24 protein-coding genes are annotated in these 23,702 nt (G+C 40.7%); 18 read left to right on the top strand and 6 right to left on the bottom strand.

The window, feature by feature from the left end; translation table 11 throughout:
* Nucleotides 1–85: 85 nt before the first annotated feature.
* From EGC86_RS19540 to dnaA, 5 genes are all read right to left on the bottom strand, one after another.
* Entirely contained in the window at nt 86–1,138 is a 1,053-nt protein-coding gene (locus EGC86_RS19540; protein ID WP_123778732.1) for an HDOD domain-containing protein, read from the bottom strand.
* A gap of 100 nt (nt 1,139–1,238) precedes the next feature.
* A complete protein-coding gene (gene gyrB, locus EGC86_RS19535; protein WP_123778730.1) occupies nt 1,239–3,656 on the bottom strand; it encodes a DNA topoisomerase (ATP-hydrolyzing) subunit B in 2,418 nt (805 codons plus the stop codon).
* 15 nt (nt 3,657–3,671) lie between these two features.
* Complete coding sequence (gene recF, locus EGC86_RS19530; RefSeq protein ID WP_059746106.1) at nt 3,672–4,754, bottom strand: DNA replication/repair protein RecF; 1,083 nt, start codon at nt 4,752–4,754, stop codon at nt 3,672–3,674.
* A gap of 88 nt (nt 4,755–4,842) precedes the next feature.
* Nucleotides 4,843–5,943: a DNA polymerase III subunit beta gene (gene dnaN, locus EGC86_RS19525; protein WP_011635494.1), complete on the bottom strand. Its 1,101-nt coding sequence runs from the start codon at nt 5,941–5,943 to the stop codon at nt 4,843–4,845.
* Nucleotides 5,944–5,962: 19 nt separating this feature from the next.
* Nucleotides 5,963–7,348: a chromosomal replication initiator protein DnaA gene (gene dnaA, locus EGC86_RS19520; RefSeq protein WP_011635493.1), complete on the bottom strand. Its 1,386-nt coding sequence runs from the start codon at nt 7,346–7,348 to the stop codon at nt 5,963–5,965.
* A gap of 445 nt (nt 7,349–7,793) precedes the next feature.
* On the opposite strand from dnaA, the gene rpmH reads away from it, so the two are divergent.
* The 6 genes from rpmH to EGC86_RS19490 all read left to right on the top strand — a co-directional run bounded on the left by rpmH (nt 7,794) and on the right by EGC86_RS19490 (nt 12,236).
* Nucleotides 7,794–7,931 carry a 50S ribosomal protein L34 gene (rpmH, locus tag EGC86_RS19515; RefSeq protein ID WP_006083827.1) on the top strand — a complete coding sequence of 46 codons (138 nt, stop codon included), beginning with the start codon at nt 7,794–7,796 and terminating at the stop codon, nt 7,929–7,931.
* A 12-nt stretch (nt 7,932–7,943) separates the two neighbouring features.
* Nucleotides 7,944–8,300, top strand: a complete 357-nt coding sequence (gene rnpA, locus EGC86_RS19510; protein ID WP_011639470.1) for a ribonuclease P protein component — start codon at nt 7,944–7,946, stop codon at nt 8,298–8,300.
* Nucleotides 8,267–8,521, top strand: coding sequence for a membrane protein insertion efficiency factor YidD (yidD, locus tag EGC86_RS19505; protein WP_011639469.1), 255 nt, complete (start codon nt 8,267–8,269; stop codon nt 8,519–8,521). The genes rnpA and yidD overlap by 34 nt, the downstream gene beginning before the upstream one ends.
* Nucleotides 8,522–8,524: 3 nt before the next feature.
* The gene (gene yidC / locus EGC86_RS19500; RefSeq protein WP_123778729.1) at nt 8,525–10,153 is read left to right on the top strand and encodes a membrane protein insertase YidC; all 1,629 of its coding nucleotides are present in this window, start codon (nt 8,525–8,527) and stop codon (nt 10,151–10,153) included.
* An 81-nt stretch (nt 10,154–10,234) separates the two neighbouring features.
* Entirely contained in the window at nt 10,235–11,596 is a 1,362-nt protein-coding gene (mnmE, locus tag EGC86_RS19495) for a tRNA uridine-5-carboxymethylaminomethyl(34) synthesis GTPase MnmE (RefSeq protein ID WP_123778727.1), read from the top strand.
* Nucleotides 11,597–11,621: 25 nt separating this feature from the next.
* Complete coding sequence (locus EGC86_RS19490) at nt 11,622–12,236, top strand: 3'-5' exonuclease (protein WP_123778725.1); 615 nt, start codon at nt 11,622–11,624, stop codon at nt 12,234–12,236.
* 51 nt (nt 12,237–12,287) lie between these two features.
* Here the strand turns inward: EGC86_RS19490 and EGC86_RS19485 are convergent, their stop codons facing one another.
* The gene (locus tag EGC86_RS19485; RefSeq protein ID WP_011639465.1) at nt 12,288–13,154 is read right to left on the bottom strand and encodes a LysR substrate-binding domain-containing protein; all 867 of its coding nucleotides are present in this window, start codon (nt 13,152–13,154) and stop codon (nt 12,288–12,290) included.
* Nucleotides 13,155–13,295: 141 nt separating this feature from the next.
* Between EGC86_RS19485 and EGC86_RS19480 the strand changes: the two genes are divergently transcribed.
* The 12 genes from EGC86_RS19480 to atpH all read left to right on the top strand — a co-directional run bounded on the left by EGC86_RS19480 (nt 13,296) and on the right by atpH (nt 23,696).
* On the top strand, nt 13,296–14,426 hold the full coding sequence (locus tag EGC86_RS19480) for an S-(hydroxymethyl)glutathione dehydrogenase/class III alcohol dehydrogenase (protein ID WP_011639464.1): 1,131 nt from the start codon (nt 13,296–13,298) through the stop codon (nt 14,424–14,426).
* A gap of 73 nt (nt 14,427–14,499) precedes the next feature.
* Complete coding sequence (fghA, locus tag EGC86_RS19475; protein WP_123778723.1) at nt 14,500–15,345, top strand: S-formylglutathione hydrolase; 846 nt, start codon at nt 14,500–14,502, stop codon at nt 15,343–15,345.
* A 283-nt stretch (nt 15,346–15,628) separates the two neighbouring features.
* On the top strand, nt 15,629–16,069 hold the full coding sequence (mioC, locus tag EGC86_RS19470; protein ID WP_123778721.1) for an FMN-binding protein MioC: 441 nt from the start codon (nt 15,629–15,631) through the stop codon (nt 16,067–16,069).
* 471 nt (nt 16,070–16,540) lie between these two features.
* Nucleotides 16,541–18,430: a tRNA uridine-5-carboxymethylaminomethyl(34) synthesis enzyme MnmG gene (gene mnmG / locus EGC86_RS19465; RefSeq protein ID WP_123778719.1), complete on the top strand. Its 1,890-nt coding sequence runs from the start codon at nt 16,541–16,543 to the stop codon at nt 18,428–18,430.
* A 112-nt stretch (nt 18,431–18,542) separates the two neighbouring features.
* Nucleotides 18,543–19,163, top strand: coding sequence for a 16S rRNA (guanine(527)-N(7))-methyltransferase RsmG (gene rsmG, locus EGC86_RS19460; protein WP_041413262.1), 621 nt, complete (start codon nt 18,543–18,545; stop codon nt 19,161–19,163).
* Nucleotides 19,164–19,225: 62 nt separating this feature from the next.
* Nucleotides 19,226–20,014 carry a ParA family protein gene (locus EGC86_RS19455; protein ID WP_123778717.1) on the top strand — a complete coding sequence of 263 codons (789 nt, stop codon included), beginning with the start codon at nt 19,226–19,228 and terminating at the stop codon, nt 20,012–20,014.
* Between the two features lie 9 nt (nt 20,015–20,023).
* Nucleotides 20,024–20,905, top strand: a complete 882-nt coding sequence (locus tag EGC86_RS19450) for a ParB/RepB/Spo0J family partition protein (protein ID WP_102036199.1) — start codon at nt 20,024–20,026, stop codon at nt 20,903–20,905.
* 225 nt (nt 20,906–21,130) lie between these two features.
* Nucleotides 21,131–21,514 carry an ATP synthase subunit I gene (locus EGC86_RS19445; protein WP_086019818.1) on the top strand — a complete coding sequence of 128 codons (384 nt, stop codon included), beginning with the start codon at nt 21,131–21,133 and terminating at the stop codon, nt 21,512–21,514.
* A gap of 12 nt (nt 21,515–21,526) precedes the next feature.
* Nucleotides 21,527–22,321, top strand: a complete 795-nt coding sequence (atpB, locus tag EGC86_RS19440; RefSeq protein ID WP_011639456.1) for a F0F1 ATP synthase subunit A — start codon at nt 21,527–21,529, stop codon at nt 22,319–22,321.
* A 65-nt stretch (nt 22,322–22,386) separates the two neighbouring features.
* The gene (gene atpE, locus EGC86_RS19435) at nt 22,387–22,638 is read left to right on the top strand and encodes a F0F1 ATP synthase subunit C (protein ID WP_011639455.1); all 252 of its coding nucleotides are present in this window, start codon (nt 22,387–22,389) and stop codon (nt 22,636–22,638) included.
* Between the two features lie 37 nt (nt 22,639–22,675).
* Entirely contained in the window at nt 22,676–23,146 is a 471-nt protein-coding gene (gene atpF, locus EGC86_RS19430; RefSeq protein ID WP_011639454.1) for a F0F1 ATP synthase subunit B, read from the top strand.
* 16 nt (nt 23,147–23,162) lie between these two features.
* Nucleotides 23,163–23,696, top strand: a complete 534-nt coding sequence (atpH, locus tag EGC86_RS19425; protein ID WP_011639453.1) for a F0F1 ATP synthase subunit delta — start codon at nt 23,163–23,165, stop codon at nt 23,694–23,696.
* Nucleotides 23,697–23,702: the final 6 nt, after the last annotated feature.

Below are 23,702 nucleotides of genomic sequence, written 5' to 3'. Positions count from 1 at the left end.
ACTTACTTTTTTATAGCTTAAGAGTATCAGCCACAACTTGGGGCTATAAAGGATTGAGACAGACCTTACCCGCATTGAAAACAATTTAAAACTGGATAAGCTTTTGATGTAATTCTATAAAATCTTCTTCACTACACTCTACCTGAGCTAACAATACCGCTAGTGCTGGTTGAGGCAATTTGTCGACTTGTAACAGCATTGAACATTCACTAATAATATTGGCTTTCCAAATAAGCAGTGTCATGCCATCAGTTGGTTTAATATTAGTATTGGCCAATAACGTTAACGGTGTTTCAAAGTGTTGTGAGAGTTGCCAACTGCGCGCTAACAATGCACTTAAGGTTAACGATTTTGTGGTCATCACCTGCTTAAAAAGTATTGAATTGGGTTGCTCTCCTGGTTCTGCTTGATAAAAAGCGTCCACCAGCATTTTAAAAATCGCAATTTTACCCACATCATGCAGTAAGCCTAATAGAAAAGCACTGTCACGTTGCTCGTTGCTCGCTAACTCGCTAGCCAAAAAAGCCACTTGCATAGAATGACGCCAGATTTCAGCCCCAAAGCGTCTAAAGTAAATTGGCTTTATATCGATTAACTCACGGGCTAAACACGCGGTAATAAATTGCCTTAATTGTTGCCTGCCCACTTGTACTAACGCTTGTTGAATACTGCTAACATCGGTATCCGCTCGTTTAAAAGCGGGCGAGTTACATAACTTGAGCACTTCAACACACAACAAAGGGTCTTGCTCAATAAGTAGTATTAACTCTTGGGTTTCAATATTGTCGTCGCCAAGTTTTTTATCAAGCTCGAGTATTTTACTGGGAAGCTTTAATACGTTTTCTGCAATCGACTGCGGTGAGCTTAATGCCTGTTCAATATTTTGCATTACACTACGTTCAAGGTTATTGGCAATACCTGTGGTCGTAGTGGATGGAGTTGCAAACAATAAACTATAAAATAAAGCCGATAGATCTAATTGTGATTCAACAGCTTGATGCTCCGTAACCTCAATTGCAGGTACAGGAGTCTGTGGTTTAGCTTGTTGACGTTTTTCTGCGGTGGTAACGCCAGTGAATTTAGCCTGTTCATTGCGGTCACGAACATTAAACAATTTTTTAAAGAAACCAATAACCACTATAAATAGCCTTATGAAGTGTTAAGTAAATACGATTATAACCATAGCACTAAAAACAAAAATGGGTGCCAAAGGCACCCATTTTTACACAAAACTTATGTTATACGTCTAAGTTGGCCACATTAAGCGCGTTAGTTTCAATAAACTCACGACGCGGCTCAACTTGGTCACCCATCAAACATGTGAATAGCTGATCAGCAGCTACCGCATCTTCAATAGTAACGCGTAACATACGACGTGATTCCGGATCCATTGTAGTTTCCCACAATTGTTCAGGGTTCATTTCGCCCAATCCTTTATAACGTTGTATGTACAGGCCGCGTTTCGCTTCACTAATAGTCCAATCTAATGCTTCTAAGAAGCTTTCAACTTCTTTAACACGCTCACCACGTTGTACATAACCACCTTCTTCAATCATACCCTCTAATGCCGCGCCTAACTTAGCGATACGCTGGTAATCAGATGAAGTGAAGAAGTCATAACCAAATAGATAGTTAGTATCGATACCGTGCTTACGGATTGTCACGCTAGGGGTGTAAACCTTGCGCTCAGGGTCAAGCATTACATTGGCAGTAAAAATAATACCGCTACTTTCACGTTCAACTAAATCTGCAATGAAGCCATTACACCATTCGGTCATTTGCGCTTCATCACTTAACACTGCGGCAGTCACTTCAGGGTGATACAACATACGGTCAAGTAGGTTGGTCGGGTAACGTTTTTCTAGGCGCTTAATAATGCGCTCAACTTCACGATACTGTGCCACTAAACGCTCTAATGGCTCACCAGACATACCAAAAGCACCTGGGCTTGGATAAATATTGGTGCCATCAAGAGCTTGAGTGGTTAAATACTCAGTCAATGCTGGCTCATCTTTCAAATACTGTTCTTGCTTACCTTTTTTCACTTTGAAAAGTGGTGGTTGAGCAATATAAATATAGCCACGCTGGATCAATTCAGGCATTTGACGGAAGAAGAAGGTCAACAGCAAAGTACGAATGTGTGAGCCGTCGACGTCAGCATCGGTCATGATGATGATGTTGTGATAACGAGTCTTATCTGGATTATATTCATCGCGGCCAATGCCACAACCTAATGCAGTAATCAACGTTGCCACTTCCTGTGAAGATAACATCTTATCAAAGCGCGCTTTTTCTACGTTTAAGATCTTACCTTTTAGCGGAAGAATCGCTTGGTTTTTACGGTTACGTCCCTGCTTGGCAGATCCACCAGCAGAGTCTCCTTCCACTATATATATTTCAGAAAGACCAGGATCTTTCTCTTGGCAATCAGCTAATTTACCTGGCAAACCACCTAAATCTAGCGCGCCTTTACGACGTGTCATTTCACGCGCTTTACGCGCCGCTTCACGAGCACGTGCAGCATCAACAATTTTACCAACAATTAATTTAGCATCGGCTGGGTTTTCTAATAGGTAATCATTTAACTGCTCACCCATTGTTTGTTCAACCGCGCTTTTCACTTCACTAGACACAAGTTTGTCTTTAGTTTGCGAGCTAAACTTTGGATCAGGTACTTTTACTGAAATAACCGCGGTCAAGCCTTCACGCGCATCATCACCAGTGGCACTAGTCTTACCTTTTTTGTTAAACCCTTCACGTTCCATGTAGTTATTCAAGTTACGTGTTAATGCACCACGGAAACCGGCTAAGTGAGTACCACCGTCGCGTTGTGGGATGTTATTGGTAAAACAAAAAATATTCTCTTGATAACCATCGTTCCACTGCATAGCAACTTCAACGGTGATACCGTCTTCGCGTTCATGAGAAAAATGGAAAACATCTTTGTTAATCGGCGTTTTGTTACGGTTTAAGTAATCAACAAAAGCACTAATACCGCCTTCATACTTAAAGAATTCATCTTTACCGTCGCGCTCGTCAACTAAACGAATGCCTACACCAGAGTTCAAAAATGATAGTTCGCGTACGCGTTTGGCTAAAATTTCAAAATGAAATTCAACATTAGTAAACGTGTCACTACTTGGCCAGAAGCGGAGTTCGGTACCGGTTTTAACCGCATCACCAATTTCTTTGATAGGCGCATCGGGTACACCATGAGTATAAAACTGCTCATAGACTTTACCTGCTCTACGAATGGTTAACTGCAGTTTTTGCGATAACGCGTTAACTACCGATACACCCACACCGTGCAGACCACCAGAGACTTTGTAAGAGTTATCATCAAACTTACCGCCAGCATGAAGTACGGTCATAATAACTTCTGCGGCAGATATCCCCTCTTCTTCATGTATCGAAACAGGAATACCACGACCATCGTCTTTTACTGAGACTGAACCATCTGAATGAATGCTAATGGTGATATCACTACAATGGCCTGCTAAAGCTTCATCGATAGAGTTATCGACCACTTCGAATACCATGTGATGAAGACCTGTGCCATCATCAGTATCACCAATGTACATACCAGGTCTCTTACGGACTGCATCAAGGCCTTTTAATACCTTGATACTCGAAGAATCGTAACTATTCTCTGACATATTTATCTCTCGTTGTTATTCAATAACCGTTACCAGCCCTTGTTCCACATGAAACATCCTGTTTGGAGGGCTAGATAACGAATCGACTATTGCTTGCGGATCGATCGCAGTGACAAAAATTTGTGCACCGGTTTCGGTTAACTGCTGTAGCAATAGCTGCCTATGCTGTGCATCCAACTCCGACGGTAAATCGTCGACTAGATAAATACTATTTTTATCTAGTTGTTGTTTGAGCAACTTTCCCTGTGCAATACGCAGTGCACAGACTAATAATTTTAATTGTCCACGGGACAACGCATCCTGCGCTGGCAAATTACCCACTCGCAAACGTAAATCTGCTTTGTGGGGGCCGCTGCCCGTATTTCCAGCGGCTAAATCTCTTGAATATTGGTTTTCAAGTAATTGGGCAAAATCCGTTTTACTGTCCCATCCTCGAGTAAAAGAAACCTTAATATCAATCTGAGGTAAAAACACTCCGATTATACCCTTTAGTAGCACATTTAACGAGTCTACATATTGATTTCGTATATCGGTAACCTGTTCAGCATACCGCACCAACTCCTTATCCCAAAACTGTATTTGGCTATAGGAAGATTGATTTCTAAGTAATTGGTTTCGTTGCTTTAATACCTTTCGAGTATTCACCCAAGCTTGATAGAAATGTGGATCAGAATGAAATGCACCCCAATCGATAAATTGACGGCGGGCTTTAGGTCCCTCGAACAATAAAGAAAAACTTTCGGGAGTAATAACTTGGATGGGTAATGTTTCGGCCAGGGTTGATAAACGCTTCACTTTCTCGCCATCAATTTTTACTTCGATCTCACCACTTCGATGACGACGTAAGCCAATTTTACAATCTCTATCTGCATCAATTAAATGTGCAAATAAGGTGAGTTTATCATCATCATTATTGATCACACGTTGGGATAAATGGCTGCGAAACGAACGCCCCATTCCCAAGAAGTAAATAGCTTCAAGAATACTGGTTTTGCCACTGCCATTTTGACCGTAAATCAAATTTAAGCCATCACAAGGCTGTAATGAAGCAGAGGTAATATTACGAAATGAACCAATGTTAATGCGTGATAAACTCATGAAGACCTATTGTGATAACCCAATAAAACGCTAGAGACAAAGAAGGTGCTTTGCAGCACCTTTGATATAGCAATAACACAATAACGCATTACAGGCGCATTGGCATCACCACATACATAGAATCTTCTTCTTTGTGGTTCTCAATCAAGGCACTGGAATTACCATCAATTAAAGTAATTCGCACTTCATCACTGGCTAAGTTGTTTAATACATCAAGCAGGTAACTAACATTAAAACCAATTTCTAGATTGTCAGAGTCATATTCAACATCAATAATCTCTTCTGCTTCTTCTTGCTCAGGATTATTGGCAGTAATTTTCAATAAACCAGTTTCAAGCTGAATACGTACTCCACGGAATTTTTCATTCGATAGGATAGAAGCACGAGTTAACGCTTGTTTTAGTTGATTGCGACTGGCGATAACCACTTTGTTGCCACCCTTAGGTAACACACGGCGGTAATCAGGGAAACGGCCATCAACAAGCTTACTGGTAAATACTGCAGAACTGGTAATTGCTCTAATGGCATTATCACCAATGGCAATGGTAATGTCCTGATCATCACTGTCGAGCAAGCGCGCCATTTCAACCACCCCTTTACGAGGCACAATCACTTGCTTTTCAGGTAATGAAACATCAAGCGTACGATGGCTTAAGGCTAAACGATGTCCGTCGGTAGCAATAGCACGTAATACATTGCCTTCCGTTTCAAATAACAAACCGTTGAGATAATAACGGACATCTTGGTTAGCCATTGAAAACTGAGTTGAATCAATAATCGACTTCAACACGCCTTGCTTTAAGCTAAATTCGATATCCGCTTGGAATTCTTCAACGTTGGGATAATCTTCGGCGGGTAATGTTGCCAATGAAAAACGGCTGCGACCTGAACGCAACAACCATTTATTATCTTGTTGTTCGACCTTTAATTCGCTCTGCTCTGGTAATGACTTAACAATATCCAGTAGCTTTTTAGCAGGAACCGTCGTACGACCGATATCAATGTCACCATGAATAGCCGCTTGGCCCACCAACTCAACCTCTAAATCAGTGCCCGTTAGCTTAAGTGATGACTCACTAACTTCAACTAATAAGTTGGCTAAAATAGGTAAGTTGTGTCTGCGTTCTACCGCGCCGCACACTAGCTGCAACGGCTTTAATAGGGCGTCCCTATCAATTGAAAATTTCATCGTGTCTACATTCCCTGAATTAAGAAGACAAAGTTCTAATCAAGTTAGCATAATCTTCTTTAATATCATGACTTTCTTCGCGCAGTTGGGCGATTTTACGACAAGCATGCAATACTGTCGTATGGTCACGACCACCAAAAGCATCACCAATTTCCGGTAAACTTTGGTTAGTAAGTTCTTTAGATAGCGCCATTGCCACTTGCCTAGGCCTTGCCACACTGCGAGAACGGCGTTTAGACAGCATATCTGCCATTTTTATTTTGTAGTATTCAGCAACAGTCTTCTGAATATTATCTATAGTGACTAATTTTTCTTGCAGTGCCAAGAGATCTCTTAATGCTTCACGCACAAAGTCGATAGTGATTGGACGGCCAGTAAAGTTAGCATTAGCAATCACGCGGTTTAGTGCACCTTCTAATTCACGTACGTTTGAACGTAAACGCTTGGCAATAAAGAATGCCACTTCATCAGGTAGGTTTATTCCACTCTCTTGTGCTTTGCGCATTAAAATCGCTACGCGGGTTTCTAATTCAGGTGGCTCAATAGCAACCGTTAAGCCCCAACCAAAGCGTGATTTTAAGCGATCCTCTACCCCGTCGATCTCTTTTGGATAACGGTCTGAGGTTAAAATAATTTGATGATTACCTTCTAACAATGCATTAAAGGTATGGAAAAACTCTTCTTGTGAACGATCTTTATTGGCAAAAAATTGAATGTCATCAATAAATAGCGCATCGACACTACGGTAATAACGTTTAAATTCTTCGATCGCGTTATTTTGCAGCGCTTTTACCATGTCCTGAACAAAACGCTCAGAATGCATATACACCACTTTGGCATTGGGATTATTTTTAATAATGCCATTACCAACCGCGTGTAAAAGGTGAGTTTTACCTAAACCAGTGCCGCCATATAAAAATAACGGATTATAAGCACCACCAGGATTTTCAGAAACTTGCAATGCCGCTGCTTTGCCTAACTGGTTCGATTTACCTTCAACGAAGTTATCAAATTGGTAAGTAGGATTAATATTGCTGCGGTGATTAGGGTTAATAATCGGTTCAGCCTGGGTATTAAAGGACGTGGTTCCTACCTGGGCTTTAGTTTGGCGATTAACAGGTTTAGCCGCTACAGGAGCTGGCGCAACCGGACGAGCTGAAGGACGGCTACCAATATCAAAACGTAACTTAGGTGCATTACTGCCCATTTGTTCAGTAAAAAATTGATTAATGATATTGATGTATTTATCGCGTACCCAATCCAGCACAAAACGATTTGGCGCATACAAAACCAAAGTATCACCATCCATTTCAGCCTGTAACGGACGGATCCACATACTGAACTGCTGTGCTGATAACTCGTCTTGCAGTCTGCCGATACATTGTTGCCAAAGTGAAACCGCCACTTATTTATCCCCAAATATCTTTAATCAAAGGAGGTGTATTCTATAGGGAGATCACAATGATCGCTATCCTTTAAAGAAGAATTATCCCCAGCGGGATCATTCTGTGTATATATCTGAGATCAGCGAAGATCAAAATCGATCCATTAATTGCAAAATTCAAGCAAATCCAGCTTTATTAACCGATCCACCTTGATCTATAATAGCATTTCTTTGATCTACTGAAACAACGAAAGATCCACAAGATATAGTGTCTGTACACAGACTTATCCACATCTTCTGGTGCTTAATCGATAGTAGCTTCAAATAAAGATTGGCAGAAATTTGTCATATAAGTACTTTCGTTATTGACGAGGCTACTTAAAGTGATTACAATTCGGCCTCTTTTTTGCCCTTACCTCTAATTTTGGAGATAAGGTAAATTCACTAACAAAGACGGATTGCCATCATGAGTAAACGTACTTTTCAACCTAGCAACCTGAAGCGCAAGCGTTCTCACGGCTTCCGCGCTCGTATGGCTACTGTAGGCGGCCGTAAGGTCCTTGCACGTCGTCGTGCGAAAGGTCGCGCTCGTTTATCTGCGTAAGTAGATAACTAGGTGACTAGCTATACCTTTTCGCGGGAGTTACGTTTGTTAACTCCCGCGCAATTTAAATCTGTATTCTCCAATCCAATCAAAGCATCCTCTGCTGAAATAACTCTGCTCGCAATTCCAAATTCAGAGCAACATCCTCGTTTAGGATTAACTGTGGCCAAACGTTTTGTTAAACGTGCAAACCAACGTAATCGTATTAAACGTGTGATAAGAGATAGTTTTCGTTTACATCAACACGACATCCCAGATATAGATATCGTTGTATTAGTCAGAAATGGCGTGATGGAAATGGAAAATGCAGAACTACACAAATTAATAGAAAAGCTATGGCGCAAACTCAGTCGCCGTTACAATGGCTAGCAACCACGGTTATCCGTGGTTACCAAATTCTTATCAGCCCTTTATTGGGACCGCGTTGTCGGTTCAATCCAACTTGTTCTTATTATGCTATAGAAGCAATAAAAACACATGGAACAGTAAAAGGTAGTTGGTTTGCAATGAAACGCATATTAAAATGTCACCCTTTACATCCCGGCGGTAGTGATCCCGTCCCCCCTAAAAATGACAGGTGTAATAAATAGGCTATGGAATCTCAACGCAATATATTGCTAATCGGTCTGCTGTTTGTCAGCTTTTTAATGTGGCAACAATGGCAAACAGATAAAGCACCAAAACCAGCAACAGCACAAACTGTTACTCAAACTAACGCCGCCTCACAACACAGTGCTGACGTTCCAGAAGCAGATATCTCTGGAGTACCAGTAGAATTACCTGCAAATAAAAACCTTATTAGCGTTAAAACTGATCAGCTTGATATTAAAATCAGCCCGATTGGTGGTGACATAGTTTATGCCGCATTAGTGGAACATAAACGCGAAATTGACAGTAGTGATCCATTTGTCATTTTAGAGCAAAAGAACAATTTCACTTATATCGCCCAAAGCGGACTTATTGGTCGTGATGGTATTGATAGTAGTGCCAATGGTAGAGCAGCTTATAGTGTTCAAACCAATTCATATTCTTTAGCTGATGGTAAAGACACATTAACCGTGCCATTTACTTATACAGCAGACAACGGTGTCACCTACGTAAAAAGCTTTACGTTCACCCGTGGTCAATATGATGTCGGCGTAGATTACAGCATCAGCAATACTTCAGCTGCACCGTTACAAGTGCAGATGTATGGTCAAATTAAGCAAACGATTAAAGAATCTGAAAGCAGCATGATGATGCCAACCTACCGTGGTGGTGCTTTCTCGGCTCAAGATACTCGTTATGAGAAATATAACTTTGACGATATGGCTGACAAAAATCTCGCTAAAGTAACACTCGGTGGTTGGGCTGCAATGCTACAACATTACTTTGTGTCAGCTTGGGTGCCGCCAGCAACCGATTCAAACACCATTTTCTCAAGTATGAGTGCTGGTGGAATGGCTAATATTGGTTTCCGTGGTGCGGTATATGATATTGCTCCTGGCGCGACTCAAGAAATTAGCTCGCAGTTTTATGTTGGTCCAAAAAACCAAAAAGAGCTTTCAGCTATTTCTGAAACCTTAAACTTGGTTGTTGATTACGGCTTCTTATGGTGGTTAGCCATTCCAATCCATTGGTTATTGATGTTCTATCAATCATTTGTGGGTAATTGGGGTGTAGCTATTATTTTGATCACCCTCACCGTCCGCGGTGGTCTATATCCGCTGACTAAAAAGCAATATACCTCTATGGCCAAAATGCGTAATCTGCAGCCTAAATTGACAGAGATGAAAGAACGCTTTGGTGATGACCGTCAAAAGATGGGTCAAGCTATGATGGAACTGTATAAGAAAGAAAAAGTAAACCCTATGGGCGGTTGCTTACCTATTCTGTTACAGATGCCAATTTTCATCGCATTATACTGGGTACTACTAGAAAGCTATGAATTACGCCACGCGCCATTCATGCTTTGGATTACTGACTTATCAGTTCAAGATCCATACTATGTATTGCCATTGTTAATGGGCTTATCAATGTTCTTGATGCAAAAAATGCAACCGGTAGCGCCAACAATGGATCCAATGCAAGTGAAAATGATGCAGTGGATGCCAGTTATATTTACCGTATTCTTCTTATGGTTCCCAGCTGGTCTAGTACTTTACTGGTTAGTGGGTAACTTAGTTGCAATCACACAGCAGAAAATTATTTATGCTGGCCTTGAGAAAAATGGCATAAAATAAGCCTAAGCTCAATGTTGTATAACTGATTAAAAAGGCGGCTGATTAGCCGCCTTTTCCTTTATCAATTTTATAGGTAATACCGTGACAACAGACACTATTGTGGCACAAGCCACCGCCCCTGGAAGAGGTGGCGTAGGCATCATTCGTATTTCTGGTGATTTAGCCACTAATGTAGCAACAGCGATTATTGGCCATGTGCCTAAAACTCGTTACGCAGAATATTGTGACTTTAACAATGCTGACGGTCAGGTGATTGATCAAGGGATTGCGCTATTTTTTAAAGGACCAAATTCATTTACCGGCGAAGATGTCCTAGAACTGCAAGGTCATGGTGGTCAAATCGTGCTCGACATGCTAATTAAGCGTGTCATGGAAATAGACGGTATTCGCATTGCTAGACCAGGTGAGTTCAGCGAACAAGCCTTTATGAACGATAAACTCGACTTAACTCAAGCAGAAGCGATTGCTGACTTAATTGATGCTACCAGTGAACAAGCAGCAAAAAGTGCCTTGCAATCACTACAGGGTGAATTTTCAAAAGAAGTACACGAGCTTGTCGACCAAGTCACCAACCTGCGCTTATATGTAGAAGCAGCGATTGACTTCCCCGATGAGGAAGTCGACTTCCTATCCGACGGTAAAATTGCCAACGCGTTATATAAAATCATCAGTAAACTAGACACTGTACAAGCTAGCGCCAAGCAAGGTTCAATCATCCGCGAAGGAATGAAGGTTGTGATTGCCGGCCGCCCTAATGCCGGTAAATCAAGCTTACTTAATGCATTAGCCGGTAAAGAGTCAGCCATTGTGACTGAAATAGCCGGAACGACTCGCGATGTACTTCGTGAACATATCCACTTAGACGGTATGCCACTGCACATTATCGATACGGCTGGGTTACGAGACACACTCGATACTGTTGAACAAATAGGTATCGAACGCGCATGGGCAGAAATAGCCAGTGCCGATAGAGTCTTGTTTATGGTCGATGGCACCACAACTGATGCTGTGAATCCTCACGAAATTTGGCCCGACTTTATCGACCGTTTACCTGCAAAACTAGGGGTAACGGTAGTACGAAATAAAGCAGATCTAACGGGTGAAGCCTTAGATAAAACCGAAGAACAAGGCAGTTGTGTTTACCGGATATCAGCTAAAACAGGTTTAGGTGTTGATGAGTTAAAGCAGCACCTTAAATCATTAATGGGTTACCAAAGTAACTTAGAGGGTGGATTTATTGCCCGTCGTCGCCATTTAGAAGCTCTCGACTTAGCCGCAAATCACTTACAGTTGGGCAAAGAACAGCTTGAAGTATATTTAGCTGGAGAGTTACTGGCAGAAGAACTGCGCATGACACAAATGGCCTTATCTGAAATCACCGGTAAATTCACATCCGATGATCTATTGGGCAAGATTTTTGGCTCATTCTGTATTGGTAAATAGTGTATCGATAAATAGGTGTAAATTGATGAAACTCGCTAACCAAGTTGTGGTACTCGATTTTGAAACCACAGGACTATCACCAGATAACGGTGACCGAGCCATAGAAATTGGGGCGGTTAAGTTAGTTAATGGTCAAATAGTCGATACTTTTCAGGAATTGATTAATCCTGGTCGGCGAGTCAATAGCTTTATTGAGCAATATACTGGTATTAGTAACGATATGCTTAAACATGCCCCAGCGTCCAAACAAGTCATGGGGCAGTTTGCTAAGTTTATTGATGGTTTTAATTTGGTGGCACACAATGCCAGCTTTGATAAAAAGTTTCTCGATGCCGAGTTTAGCCATAGCAAACTGCATTACAGCGGTCAATTTGCTTGCTCGTTGTTATTATCAAGGCGGATAAGCCAAGATGCCCCCAACCATAAGCTTGGCACGCTTGTAGATCATCACCAATTACCTAACGATGGCGTGTTTCACCGGGCCTTGGCTGATGCCACCATGACCAGCCATTTATGGTTACATCAAATAGATCTATTACAACTACAGCTGCCCAAACAAGCTATTACCATTGATATTATCAATAAAATATCCAGCCTTCCAAAAGCTCAAATTGCACGTTATTTGCGAACTATGAGCTAGAGTCTTGTTAACTTCCATCGTTAACATTGGTTCGAGAAAAACAGCATATAGTTACAACTCTTGCGATAACTTATCGACCAGCAATCTGACTTTGGGTGATAAATGGCGATTATGCGGATACAAAGCCCAAATACCTTCTTTAGGTTGTTGAAAAGGAGCAAGCAATACCACTAACAGCCCCTCTGCTATAGCATCATTGACGTAATATCCTGGTAACTGCACAATCCCCAAACCACATATAGCTGCATTCAATAAACTCAAACCACTGCTACAAGCTAAAGACCCATGCACTTTTACCGTCTTAGGTTTACCTTGCTCAACAAAATGCCAATGTGACTGACTGCCGATTAAACAATTATGCTGACTTAACTCCGATAACGCATAAGGCGTACCGTATTTAGCGATATAACTCGGGGCTGCGCACACATATTGGCTTCGACTCGTAAGCCGCTTTGCCATCATAGTAGAATTAGTTAACCGCCCTAACCTAATCGCCAAATCATAACCACCATCCACTAAGTCAAGTTGCTGATTAGTCAGCTCACAAATCACTTCAATGTCAGGATATTGCTGCATAAAATCAATCACTATCGGCATGATAAACTTTTCACCGTAAGTCACTGGTGCAGTAATTCTAATCAGTCCTTGTGGCTTATCTTTTAAACTTGAAATAGCGCGTTCTGCTTCATCAAGACTGTTTAATACCTGGCGACAATGCTGATAATAGACCGTACCTTCTTCAGTTAACGATACTTTACGAGTGGTGCGATAAAATAATTTGGTGTTTAAACGGTTTTCAAGCTGACTAATTTGTCGACTCACTTGCGCGGTAGAAATACTCAAACGCTTGCCAGCCACAGTAAAGCTGTCCGTTTCGGCCACCGCCACAAATTCAAAAATGCCTTCCCACTTCATCATTATTACATTCTCGTAAAAGTCATTTGCAAAATAAGCTAATTATCATTCTATGATAAACAAATACAATGACTAAATACACTACACTGTAGCCATACCTCTTAACCATGTTGACCATGGTCGTTAATGTTAAGGAAATCATTTATGTCAGCACAATTTATTAAATCAAAAGCAGCTATTGCTTGGGGACCTGGCCAGCCACTATCGGTAGAAGAAGTCGACGTCATGTACCCAAAAGCGGGTGAAGTCATGGTACGTATTGTGGCATCTGGCGTTTGTCATACCGATGCTTTCACGCTTTCAGGTGATGATCCTGAAGGGGTATTCCCGGCGATTCTTGGTCATGAAGGTGGTGGTATTGTTCACATGGTCGGTGAAGGCGTTACTAGCGTACAAGTCGGCGATCATGTTATTCCGTTATACACAGCAGAATGTGGAGTATGTAAATTCTGTACTTCTGGTAAAACCAATCTTTGCAGCGCAGTACGTGAAACTCAAGGCAAAGGATTAATGCCAGACGGCACCACGCGTTTCTTTAAAGATGGTGAGCCAATTTTTCACTACATGGGTTGTTCAACATTTTCTGAGTACACAGTATTACCGGAAATATCATTAGCCAAAGTCAGTAAAGATGCGCCATTAGAAGAAGTATGTTTATTAGGTTGTGGTGTGACCACCGGCATGGGCGCTGTATTGAAAACAGCTAAAGTTCAAAAAGGTGATACTGTCGCTATTTTTGGTTTAGGCGGTATCGGTCTATCAGCAATTATTGGTGCCACCATGGCTGGCGCCAGCCGAATTATTGGTATTGACCTTAATGAATCTAAATTCGAACTTGCCAAAAAATTAGGTGCAACCGATTGCATTAATCCTAAAAACTTTGATAAGCCGATTCAAGAAGTGATTGTAGAAATGACCGATGGTGGTGTCGATTTCTCGTTTGAATGTATTGGTAACGTCAATGTTATGCGCAGTGCATTAGAGTGTTGTCATAAAGGTTGGGGGGAGTCAGTCATTATTGGTGTAGCCGGTGCAGGCCAAGAAATATCAACCCGTCCATTCCAGTTAGTCACTGGTCGCGTATGGCGCGGCAGTGCATTTGGTGGCGTTAAAGGACGCAGTGAATTACCGGGTATTGTTGAGCAATACTTAGCTGGCGAATTTAAACTTGACCACTTTATAACTCACACCATGGGTATTGAAGGTATTAATGATGCATTTGATTTAATGCACAAAGGTGAAAGTATTCGCAGCGTGATCCACTTTGCCAAGTAACGCTTAATTTATCATGACAGACGCAGTTAAGCGTTAAACAACTTAACTGCGGTCTGACAAATAAGGACACATAATGACCATTGAAAGTATCAGCAGTACCAAAGCATTTGGTGGTTGGCATAAACAATACAGTCATCAATCAAGTGCGCTAAATTGCACCATGCGGTTTGCTATTTACTTACCACCACAAGCCGAAACCCAAAAAGTACCGGTTTTATACTGGTTGTCAGGGCTTACATGTACTGATGAAAACTTTATGCAAAAAGCAGGTGCACAGCGCATAGCAGCCGAATTAGGCATGGCTATTGTCGCACCCGATACCAGCCCACGAGGTGAAAATGTCGCAGATGATGCAGACAGCGCTTATGACTTTGGTTTAGGCGCAGGCTTTTATCTAAATGCCACTAAACCACCATTTAGTCAGCATTACCAAATGTATGATTACGTGGTAAACGAATTGCCTGCATTGATTGAAGCTCATTTTCCGGTAACAGAACAACGTAGTATTAGCGGTCACTCAATGGGTGGACATGGCGCGTTAACTATCGGATTAAAAAATCCTAATAAATATAAAAGCTTGTCTGCATTCAGTCCTATTTGTCATCCAATGGACAGCCCATGGGGCATCAAAGCATTCCGCGGTTACTTAGGTGATGACCAGCAACAATGGAAACAATACGATAGCTGCGAGTTAATGGCCAATAGCCAACAATTTGTGCCCGCGCTGGTGGACCAAGGCAGTAATGACAATTTTTTGAACGAGCAATTAAAGCCACAAGACTTAGTCAAAGTAGCAAAAGACAAAGGTTATCCGCTTGAGCTAAGAATGCAGCCTGGTTATGACCACAGCTATTATTTTATCGCGACATTTATTGAAGACCATCTGCGTTTTCATGCAAAGTATTTGTCATTAAGTTAGTTATCCAAGTAATACTGCAGTATTAACCCCATATCAACGAGCCTTATAAGGCTCGTTTTTTTATGCTAAAAACATTAAAAACTCATGTTAACCAACAAAAAAAGCCTAAATAAAAGCACTTAAAAACGCCTAAAGCACACTTATTTACACCGTTATTCCCCTTTATAAACACAAATAAGCCAACATTAATCGCAATTGAACGAGTAAAATAGCCAAATGCATCGCCCCACAGCGATCAAAACAGGTATGCAATAATGAAATATACAGATAATTTGGAGTCAAGATGGCAAAAGTAGCATTATTAGTAGGCACAACATTAGGCGGTTCAGAATATGTTGCCGATGAAATGGCGGCTCAACTTGCTGAGTTAAACCATCAAACAGAGGTCTTTATTGAGCCTAATATAGATGAATTAGCAGATTTTCCAGTGTGGATCCTTGTATGTTCTACTCATGGAGCAGGCGATCTTCCCGACAATATAGTTCCGTTTCATAAGCAATTAATGATCGAAATGCCCGATCTTAACCATATCAAGTTCGCTTTATGTGCAATTGGCGACTCTAGTTACGATACTTTCTGCCAAGGACCTGAAAAAATAACCTCACTACTTTTACAGAATGGATCTAACGCTATTGTGGATAAGATCCAAATAGACGTGCAACGAGATCCAATACCTGAAGAACCTGCTCTAGCGTGGTTATTGCAATGGCAGCATCTTATCTAAGCCTATATAGATCCGATCATATCCTGAATAAATCCTGATCAACTCACAGATTAGATCATACTTATCCACAATATATTATTTATTAGTATAAGTTTGTGGATAAGCTATTATTTTTAGCGATCATAACTCTGTACTATTCACAGTCCGATCTGCTCAATGATCACCCTTGTGGATAACTACCCGATCTATCCCCATGTTATCTTGAGTTTGATCGCGATCAGATCACAGGTTAGTTTTGACTTTACATATTGATTTTAAAAAGAAATAAAAGTTATCAACAGAAAATTCCGATCCTAATAATAAACATAATAAAAAGATCTATATAAAGATCTTAAGATCTATTAAGCAAACCGCATCTTGATCAATCAGTGAAAAATGATCGTTCACGTTCAGACAAGCAAGTGCTAAAATGATCCAATCGAAAACAGATTAAATTCGAATTTAACTTTCTTAGCTATCAAAGGTCAGATAATGCATTTTCATGAACGGTTTGATGTAATTGTTGTTGGTGGTGGTCATGCCGGAACTGAAGCAGCACTTGCAGCTGCAAGAATGGGCTCAAAAACATTATTGTTGACCCATAACATCGACACACTTGGCCAAATGTCTTGTAATCCTGCTATTGGCGGGATTGGTAAAGGCCATTTGGTAAAAGAAATTGATGCCTTAGGTGGTGCAATGGCAACTGCCACTGACTTTGCCGGTATTCAATTTAGAACATTAAATTCAAGCAAAGGCCCTGCCGTTCGTGCAACACGTGCACAAGCAGACAGAGCGCTATATCGTCAAAAAATCCAGCATATTTTACAAAACCAACCTAATTTACGTATTTTCCAACAGGCTGTTGATGACCTAGTTGTTGAAAACGATAAAGTTATTGGTGTAGTAACACAAATGGGTTTAGCTTTCGAAGCACCTGCAATTGTATTAACAACGGGTACATTCTTAAGCGGTAAAATCCATATTGGTATGCAAAATTACAGTGGTGGCCGTGCAGGCGATCCACCAGCAATTGCATTAGCGAATCGTTTACGTGAATTAAATATCCGTGTTGGCCGTTTAAAAACCGGTACACCTCCACGTATTGATGCTAATACCATTGATTTTACACAAATGACCGAACAAAAAGGTGACACACCACTTCCAGTAATGTCATTTATTGGTGATGTTAGTCAGCATCCAAGACAGGTTTCATGTTTTATCACTCATACCAACGAGAAAACCCACGACATTATTCGTGGAGGACTAGATCGTAGCCCAATGTACTCAGGCGTTATAGAAGGGATCGGACCACGTTATTGCCCGTCTATCGAAGATAAAATCCATCGTTTTGCAGACAAGTCGTCACATCAGATATTTATTGAACCTGAAGGACTAAGTACTAATGAAATTTATCCAAATGGTATCTCAACCAGTTTACCGTTTGATGTTCAATTAAATTTAGTCCGCTCAATTAAAGGCATGGAAAACGCCGAAATTATGCGTCCTGGCTATGCTATTGAATATGATTATTTTGATCCACGCGATCTTAAGAACTCATTAGAAACTAAAGCCATCGAAGGACTCTATTTCGCCGGCCAAATTAACGGTACTACTGGTTACGAAGAAGCCGGAGCTCAAGGTTTACTTGCTGGAATGAATGCATCACTGCAAGTTCAAGGAAAAACGGCCTGGTGCCCACGTCGTGATGAAGCTTATTTAGGCGTTTTAGTTGACGACTTATCAACCTTAGGTACAAAAGAACCGTACCGTATGTTTACCAGTCGTGCGGAATACCGTTTATTACTACGTGAAGATAATGCCGATTTACGATTAACTGAGAAAGGCCGTGAATTAGGCTTAGTTGATGATAAACGCTGGGAATCATTTATTGCCAAAAGAGAATCGATCGAATTAGAACTTCAGCGCTTACGCAGTCAATGGGTCCACCCAAATTCTGCTTTATTAGGTGTACTTAATCCACAATTAAACACCCCTATTTCACGTGAAGCATCATTTGAAGATTTGCTACGCCGTCCTGAAATGAATTATGCAAAGCTAATGTCATTAGAAGGTTTTGGCCCTGGACTTGATGATCAGCAAGCTGCTGAACAAGTGCAAATTCAAGTTAAGTACTCTGGTTATATTCAACGTCAGCAAGATGAAATTGATAAAGCGATCCGTCATGAAAATTCATTATTGCCCCTTGATCTGGATTATCAGGAAGTTCCAGGTTTATCAAATGAAGTGATCGCAAAACTAAATAATCATAAACCTGACACTGTTGGACAAGCATCACGGATCTCAGGTATTACCCCTGCAGCTATCTCAATTTTGCTAGTACATTTGAAAAAACGAGGTTTATTGCGAAAAATCGCATAAATCTAGTTATTTTTACAACTCAATACCACAAGGGAAGCCATAAGGCTTCCCTTAGTGCTTTTACGGCTTCATAATAACTGCCGTCTTTATCATGCAACCTACGAGGCTTTCTGTGTTATCTGCCCAACTTAAAACCTATTTAGCTGAAATGAATATGTCGGCCACTGAATTACAACAAAAACAATTAATAGGTTTTGTTGAAATGCTTGATAAATGGAATAAGGCTTATAATCTCACCGCTGTTCGCGATCCTGAGCAAATGTTAATCCGTCATGTTATGGACAGTTTGACCGTTTCTCCTTATCTTGAAGGACAACGTTTTATCGATGTAGGAACTGGCCCCGGTTTACCAGGGATCCCATTAGCGATTATGAATCCAGATAAGCAGTTTGTATTGCTAGATAGTTTAGGTAAACGAATCCGTTTTCAAAAACAGGTTCAGTTTGAATTAAAAATCAATAATATTACTTCGGTAGAAAGTCGAGTTGAAGCTTATATCCCAGAGATTAAATTTGATGGTGTGTTAAGCCGAGCATTTGCATCAATTCAAGATATGCTCAGTTGGTGTCATCATTTACCGACCGAGAAAGGCACTTTTTATGCATTAAAAGGCCAGTTAAATCAGCAAGAATTACAAGAGATGCCAACAGGATTTTCGTTGGTAGAAACCATTGTATTGCATGTACCAATGTTAGATGAACAGCGACATTTATTAAAAATTGCTAAGCAATAACTCGCATTTCTTTCGCTAATTAAGCTAACCGGACATCAATAACTTTAAGACAGGATGACATTGTGGGTAAAATCATTGCCGTAGCCAACCAAAAAGGTGGCGTTGGAAAAACAACTACTTGCGTTAATTTAGCCGCATCACTTGCCGCCACAAAGCGTAAAGTGTTGTTGATCGATTTAGATCCTCAAGGTAATGCGACCATGGGCAGTGGTGTCGATAAATATGAAGTCGAAAACACCGCTTATGAATTATTAGTCGAAGAAAAACCCTTTGCCGAAATAGTGATTAAAAATACCATTGGTAAATATGATTTGGTCGCGGGTAATGGTGATGTCACTGCTGCTGAAATTAAATTAATGGAATTTTATGCGCGTGAGATCCGTTTACGCAATGCATTAGCACCGATCAAAGATGATTATGACTTTATCTTTATCGACTGCCCTCCATCACTCAATATGTTAACTGTAAATGCCATGTCTGCTGCTGATTCAGTGCTTGTGCCAATGCAATGTGAATATTATGCCCTAGAAGGCTTAACTGCGTTAATAGACACCATTACCAAGCTAGGCGCCATGGTTAACCCTACATTAAGCATAGAAGGCATTTTGCGGACTATGTATGATCCGCGTAATCGTTTATCTAATGATGTATCAGACCAACTCAAACAGCATTTTGGTGAGAAAGTGTATCGCACTGTCATACCGCGAAATGTTCGTTTAGCTGAAGCACCTAGTTTTGGTGCACCTGCCATGTATTACGACAAATCAAGTGCTGGAGCTAAAGCCTATTTAGCCCTAGCAGGTGAAATAATCCGTCGTGCAGAACAGCAAACTCAACCCAAACAAGCGTAGGATACAAAAATGACCTTAAAAAAACGCGGTTTAGGTAAAGGCTTGGATGCCTTGTTAAGCCACAGTAATACTGCTAGTCGTAAAAATGATCAAGCAGAAGAGCCGCAATCAGCATCGTTAAATGACTTACTTCACCTTGATCTTGATTTGTTGCAACCAGGTAAGTATCAACCACGTAAAGATATGTCGCCGGAAGCACTAGAAGAGCTAGCAGAATCAATTCGTGCTCAAGGTGTTATACAACCTATTGTTATACGTAAAATTTCTGCAACTAATTATGAAATTATTGCCGGTGAACGTCGTTGGCGTGCTGCTCAACTCGCTAAACTTGATAAAGTCCCGTGTATTGTAAAGCAAGTGGCTGATGACGCTGCAGTCGCTATCGCGCTAATTGAGAATATTCAGCGAGAAGATTTAAATGCAATGGAAGAAGCCATTGCCTTACAGCGATTATTAGAAGAATTTGAATTAACACATCAACAAGTGGCTGATGCCGTTGGTAAATCTCGTGTTAGTGTGTCTAATTTATTGCGTTTAAATAGCCTTAATGAACCTGTTAAACGTTTGTTAGAAAACGGTGATATCGACATGGGCCATGCCCGTGCTTTATTGGCGGTAGAAGGCGATGAACAGACAAATTTAGCTCGATTAGTAGCCTCAAAAGAAATGACTGTTCGAGAAACTGAACGATTAGTTAATAAAGCCCTAAATCCGGCTAAAGACGCCGAAACACCAGCTAAAGATCATGATGTTAGTCGTTTAGAACAAGAGTTAATTGAAAGACTCGGTGCCAAGGTTGCTATCAATCATGGTAGTAAAGGTAAAGGCAAAATTGTAATAAATTACCAGAATCTCGCTGAATTAGACGGAATTTTAAGTAAAATTCGCTAAAATGTGGAACAAACCAATTTCATTAGTAAGTTTGTGACATAGGTCTAATTTTAGTTTTTGATTATTTAGCGCTGAATCGTGCGTAAAATCGTTGTTTTACTATCATCAAAGTTGCAAACAAAGCGCGAAAAGGTATACTTTGCAGGCTTTTTGAATCTTAAGGCTAGTTTAATATATTAAATTTAACATTAGGATCGCGAAAGGCAATAATGCGGAGATATGAAGTTGGGTAATGTTTTAGCGCGTCGTGGCAGGTTAGCAGCCTATAAATTAGTGCTGGTACAAGCGGCAGTCGCGAGTATTATTTCAACACTATTTTTCGTTATGTGGGGAGCACAGTATGGCCTATCTGCACTTGCAGGTGGCGTAATTGCTGTACTTCCTAATTTTGTATTCGCAACCCTAGCTTTCTCACATAGTGGAGCAAGCTCAGCAGCAAAAGTGATTAAAAGCTTTTACTGGGGGGAAGCGGTAAAGATGCTATTAACCATTGCATTATTTTCGTTAGTGTTTATCAATCTAAAAGTTGGATTTATGCCGCTTTTTACCTGTTACTCATTAGTGTTAGTTGTACATTGGATAGCACCTTTATATTTCAAGCAAAGTTAAGTGGGATGAATCATGTCTGCAACTGGTGAAGAAATGACACAGCAGAGCTATATCCAACATCACCTTACCAATTTAACCGTTGGTGAAGGATTTTGGACTTGGAACATTGATTCGTTGCTCTTTTCGGTTGGGCTTGGAATGTTGTTCTTATGGCTGTTTTACCGTGCCGGCAAAAAAGCGACCACAGGCGTTCCTGGCAAATTTCAATGTTTTGTCGAGATCATTGTTGAGTTCGTTGATAGCAGTGTGAAAGAAACTTTTCACGGCCGCAATCCTGTTATTGCGCCTTTAGCTCTGACAATTTTCGTCTGGATTTTCATGATGAACTTCATGGATATGATCCCAGTCGATTGGTTACCTTCATTGGCTTTATTAGCTGGTGTTCCATACCTAAAAGTTGTTCCGACTACAGACGTTAACATTACCTTCAGCTTAGCTCTTGGTGTGTTTGTGCTGATTATTTATTACAGCATTAAAGTCAAAGGTGTTTCAGGTTTTGTTAAAGAACTAACATTTCAGCCTTTTAACCATTGGGCAATGATACCCGTCAACTTATTATTAGAAACAGTAACTCTAGTTGCGAAGCCGATTTCATTGGCTCTTCGACTATTTGGTAACTTGTACGCTGGTGAGTTGATATTTATCCTTATTGCATTGATGTACGGTTCTAACGTGGCGTTATCTGCTCTAGGTGTAGGATTACAACTAGGTTGGTTAATTTTCCATATTTTAGTTATTACTTTACAAGCATTTATTTTCATGATGTTGACCATTGTTTATTTAAGCATGGCGCATGAAGATCATTAAGGGTAACCGAAAATTTTTTTGACCTAAATCATTAATAACAACGATTTAGAATATTGGAGATAGATATGGAAACTGTATTAGGAATGACGGCTATTGCTGTTGCTCTACTCATTGGTATGGGTGCATTAGGAACAGCTATTGGTTTCGGCCTTTTAGGTGGGAAGTTTTTAGAAGGTGCAGCTCGTCAGCCAGAAATGGCGCCTATGTTACAAGTTAAAATGTTCATCGTAGCGGGTCTTTTAGATGCCGTAACTATGATTGGTGTAGGTATTGCGCTATTTATGCTATTTACTAACCCATTGGGTGCAATGCTTTAACTAACGCTTCTGTCTTTAATCTAACTAGGAGGCTGTTGTGAATTTCAACGCTACCCTATTCGGTCAGACGGTTGCCTTTATTCTCTTCGTGTGGTTTTGCATGAAGTTTGTATGGCCTCCGTTGATGAATGCCATCGAAGAACGCCAGAAGAAAATTGCTGATGGTCTGGCTGATGCCGGCCGTGCAGCAAAAGATCTAGAGTTAGCACAAATTAAAGCTACTGAGCAACTTAAAGAAGCAAAAGTAACTGCCAACGAAATTATTGAGCAAGCTAATAAGCGTAAGGCTCAAATCGTTGAAGAAGCTAAAGTTGAAGCACAAACTGAGCGCGCTAAAATTATCGCTCAGGGTCAAGCAGAAATTGAAAACGAACGTAATCGCGTGAAAGATGATTTGCGTAAGCAAGTTGCTCTACTAGCTATCGCTGGTGCAGAGAAAATTCTTGAACGTACGATTGATCCAGAAGCCCACAGTGACATTGTTAATAAACTTGTTGCTGAAATTTGATTAAGGGAGTTGAGTTATGGCTGAATTAAGCACCATCGCTCGCCCTTACGCAAAGGCAGCTTTTGATTTTGCTGTTGAGCATAAAGCAGTAGAAAGTTGGACAGAAATGTTAACTTTCGCTTCATTGGTAAGTGAAAACGAATCAATAAAGCCACTGCTTAATGGTACTCTCGCGAGTACACAGCTTGCCACACTGTTTATAAAAGTATGCGGTGAGCAAGTCAATGAGCAAGGTCAAAACCTGATAAAGGTAATGGCTGAAAACGGTCGTTTAGGGATACTGTCAACAGTATCGCTACTTTTTGCTGAATACCGTAATGAGTGGGCAAAAGAAGTTGAAGCCGATGTGGTTTCTGCTACTGAGCTAAGCTCTGAGCAACAGCAGCAAATTAGTGTTTCTTTAGAGAAACGTCTCGCACGCAAAGTTAAGCTGAATTGCAGCATCGACGCATCGCTTATTGGCGGTGTAATTATTAAATCAGGCGACCTAGTCATTGATGGCTCGGTAAGCGGTAAGTTATCGCGTTTGTCTGAAAAGCTGCAGTCGTAATTGGGA

It is taken from the genome of Shewanella frigidimarina, assembly GCF_003797125.1.
GTDB lineage: Bacteria > Pseudomonadota > Gammaproteobacteria > Enterobacterales > Shewanellaceae > Shewanella > Shewanella frigidimarina.
The sequence above is the reverse complement of the archived record's forward strand: the minus strand, read 5'-3'. Positions and strand labels throughout refer to the sequence as shown.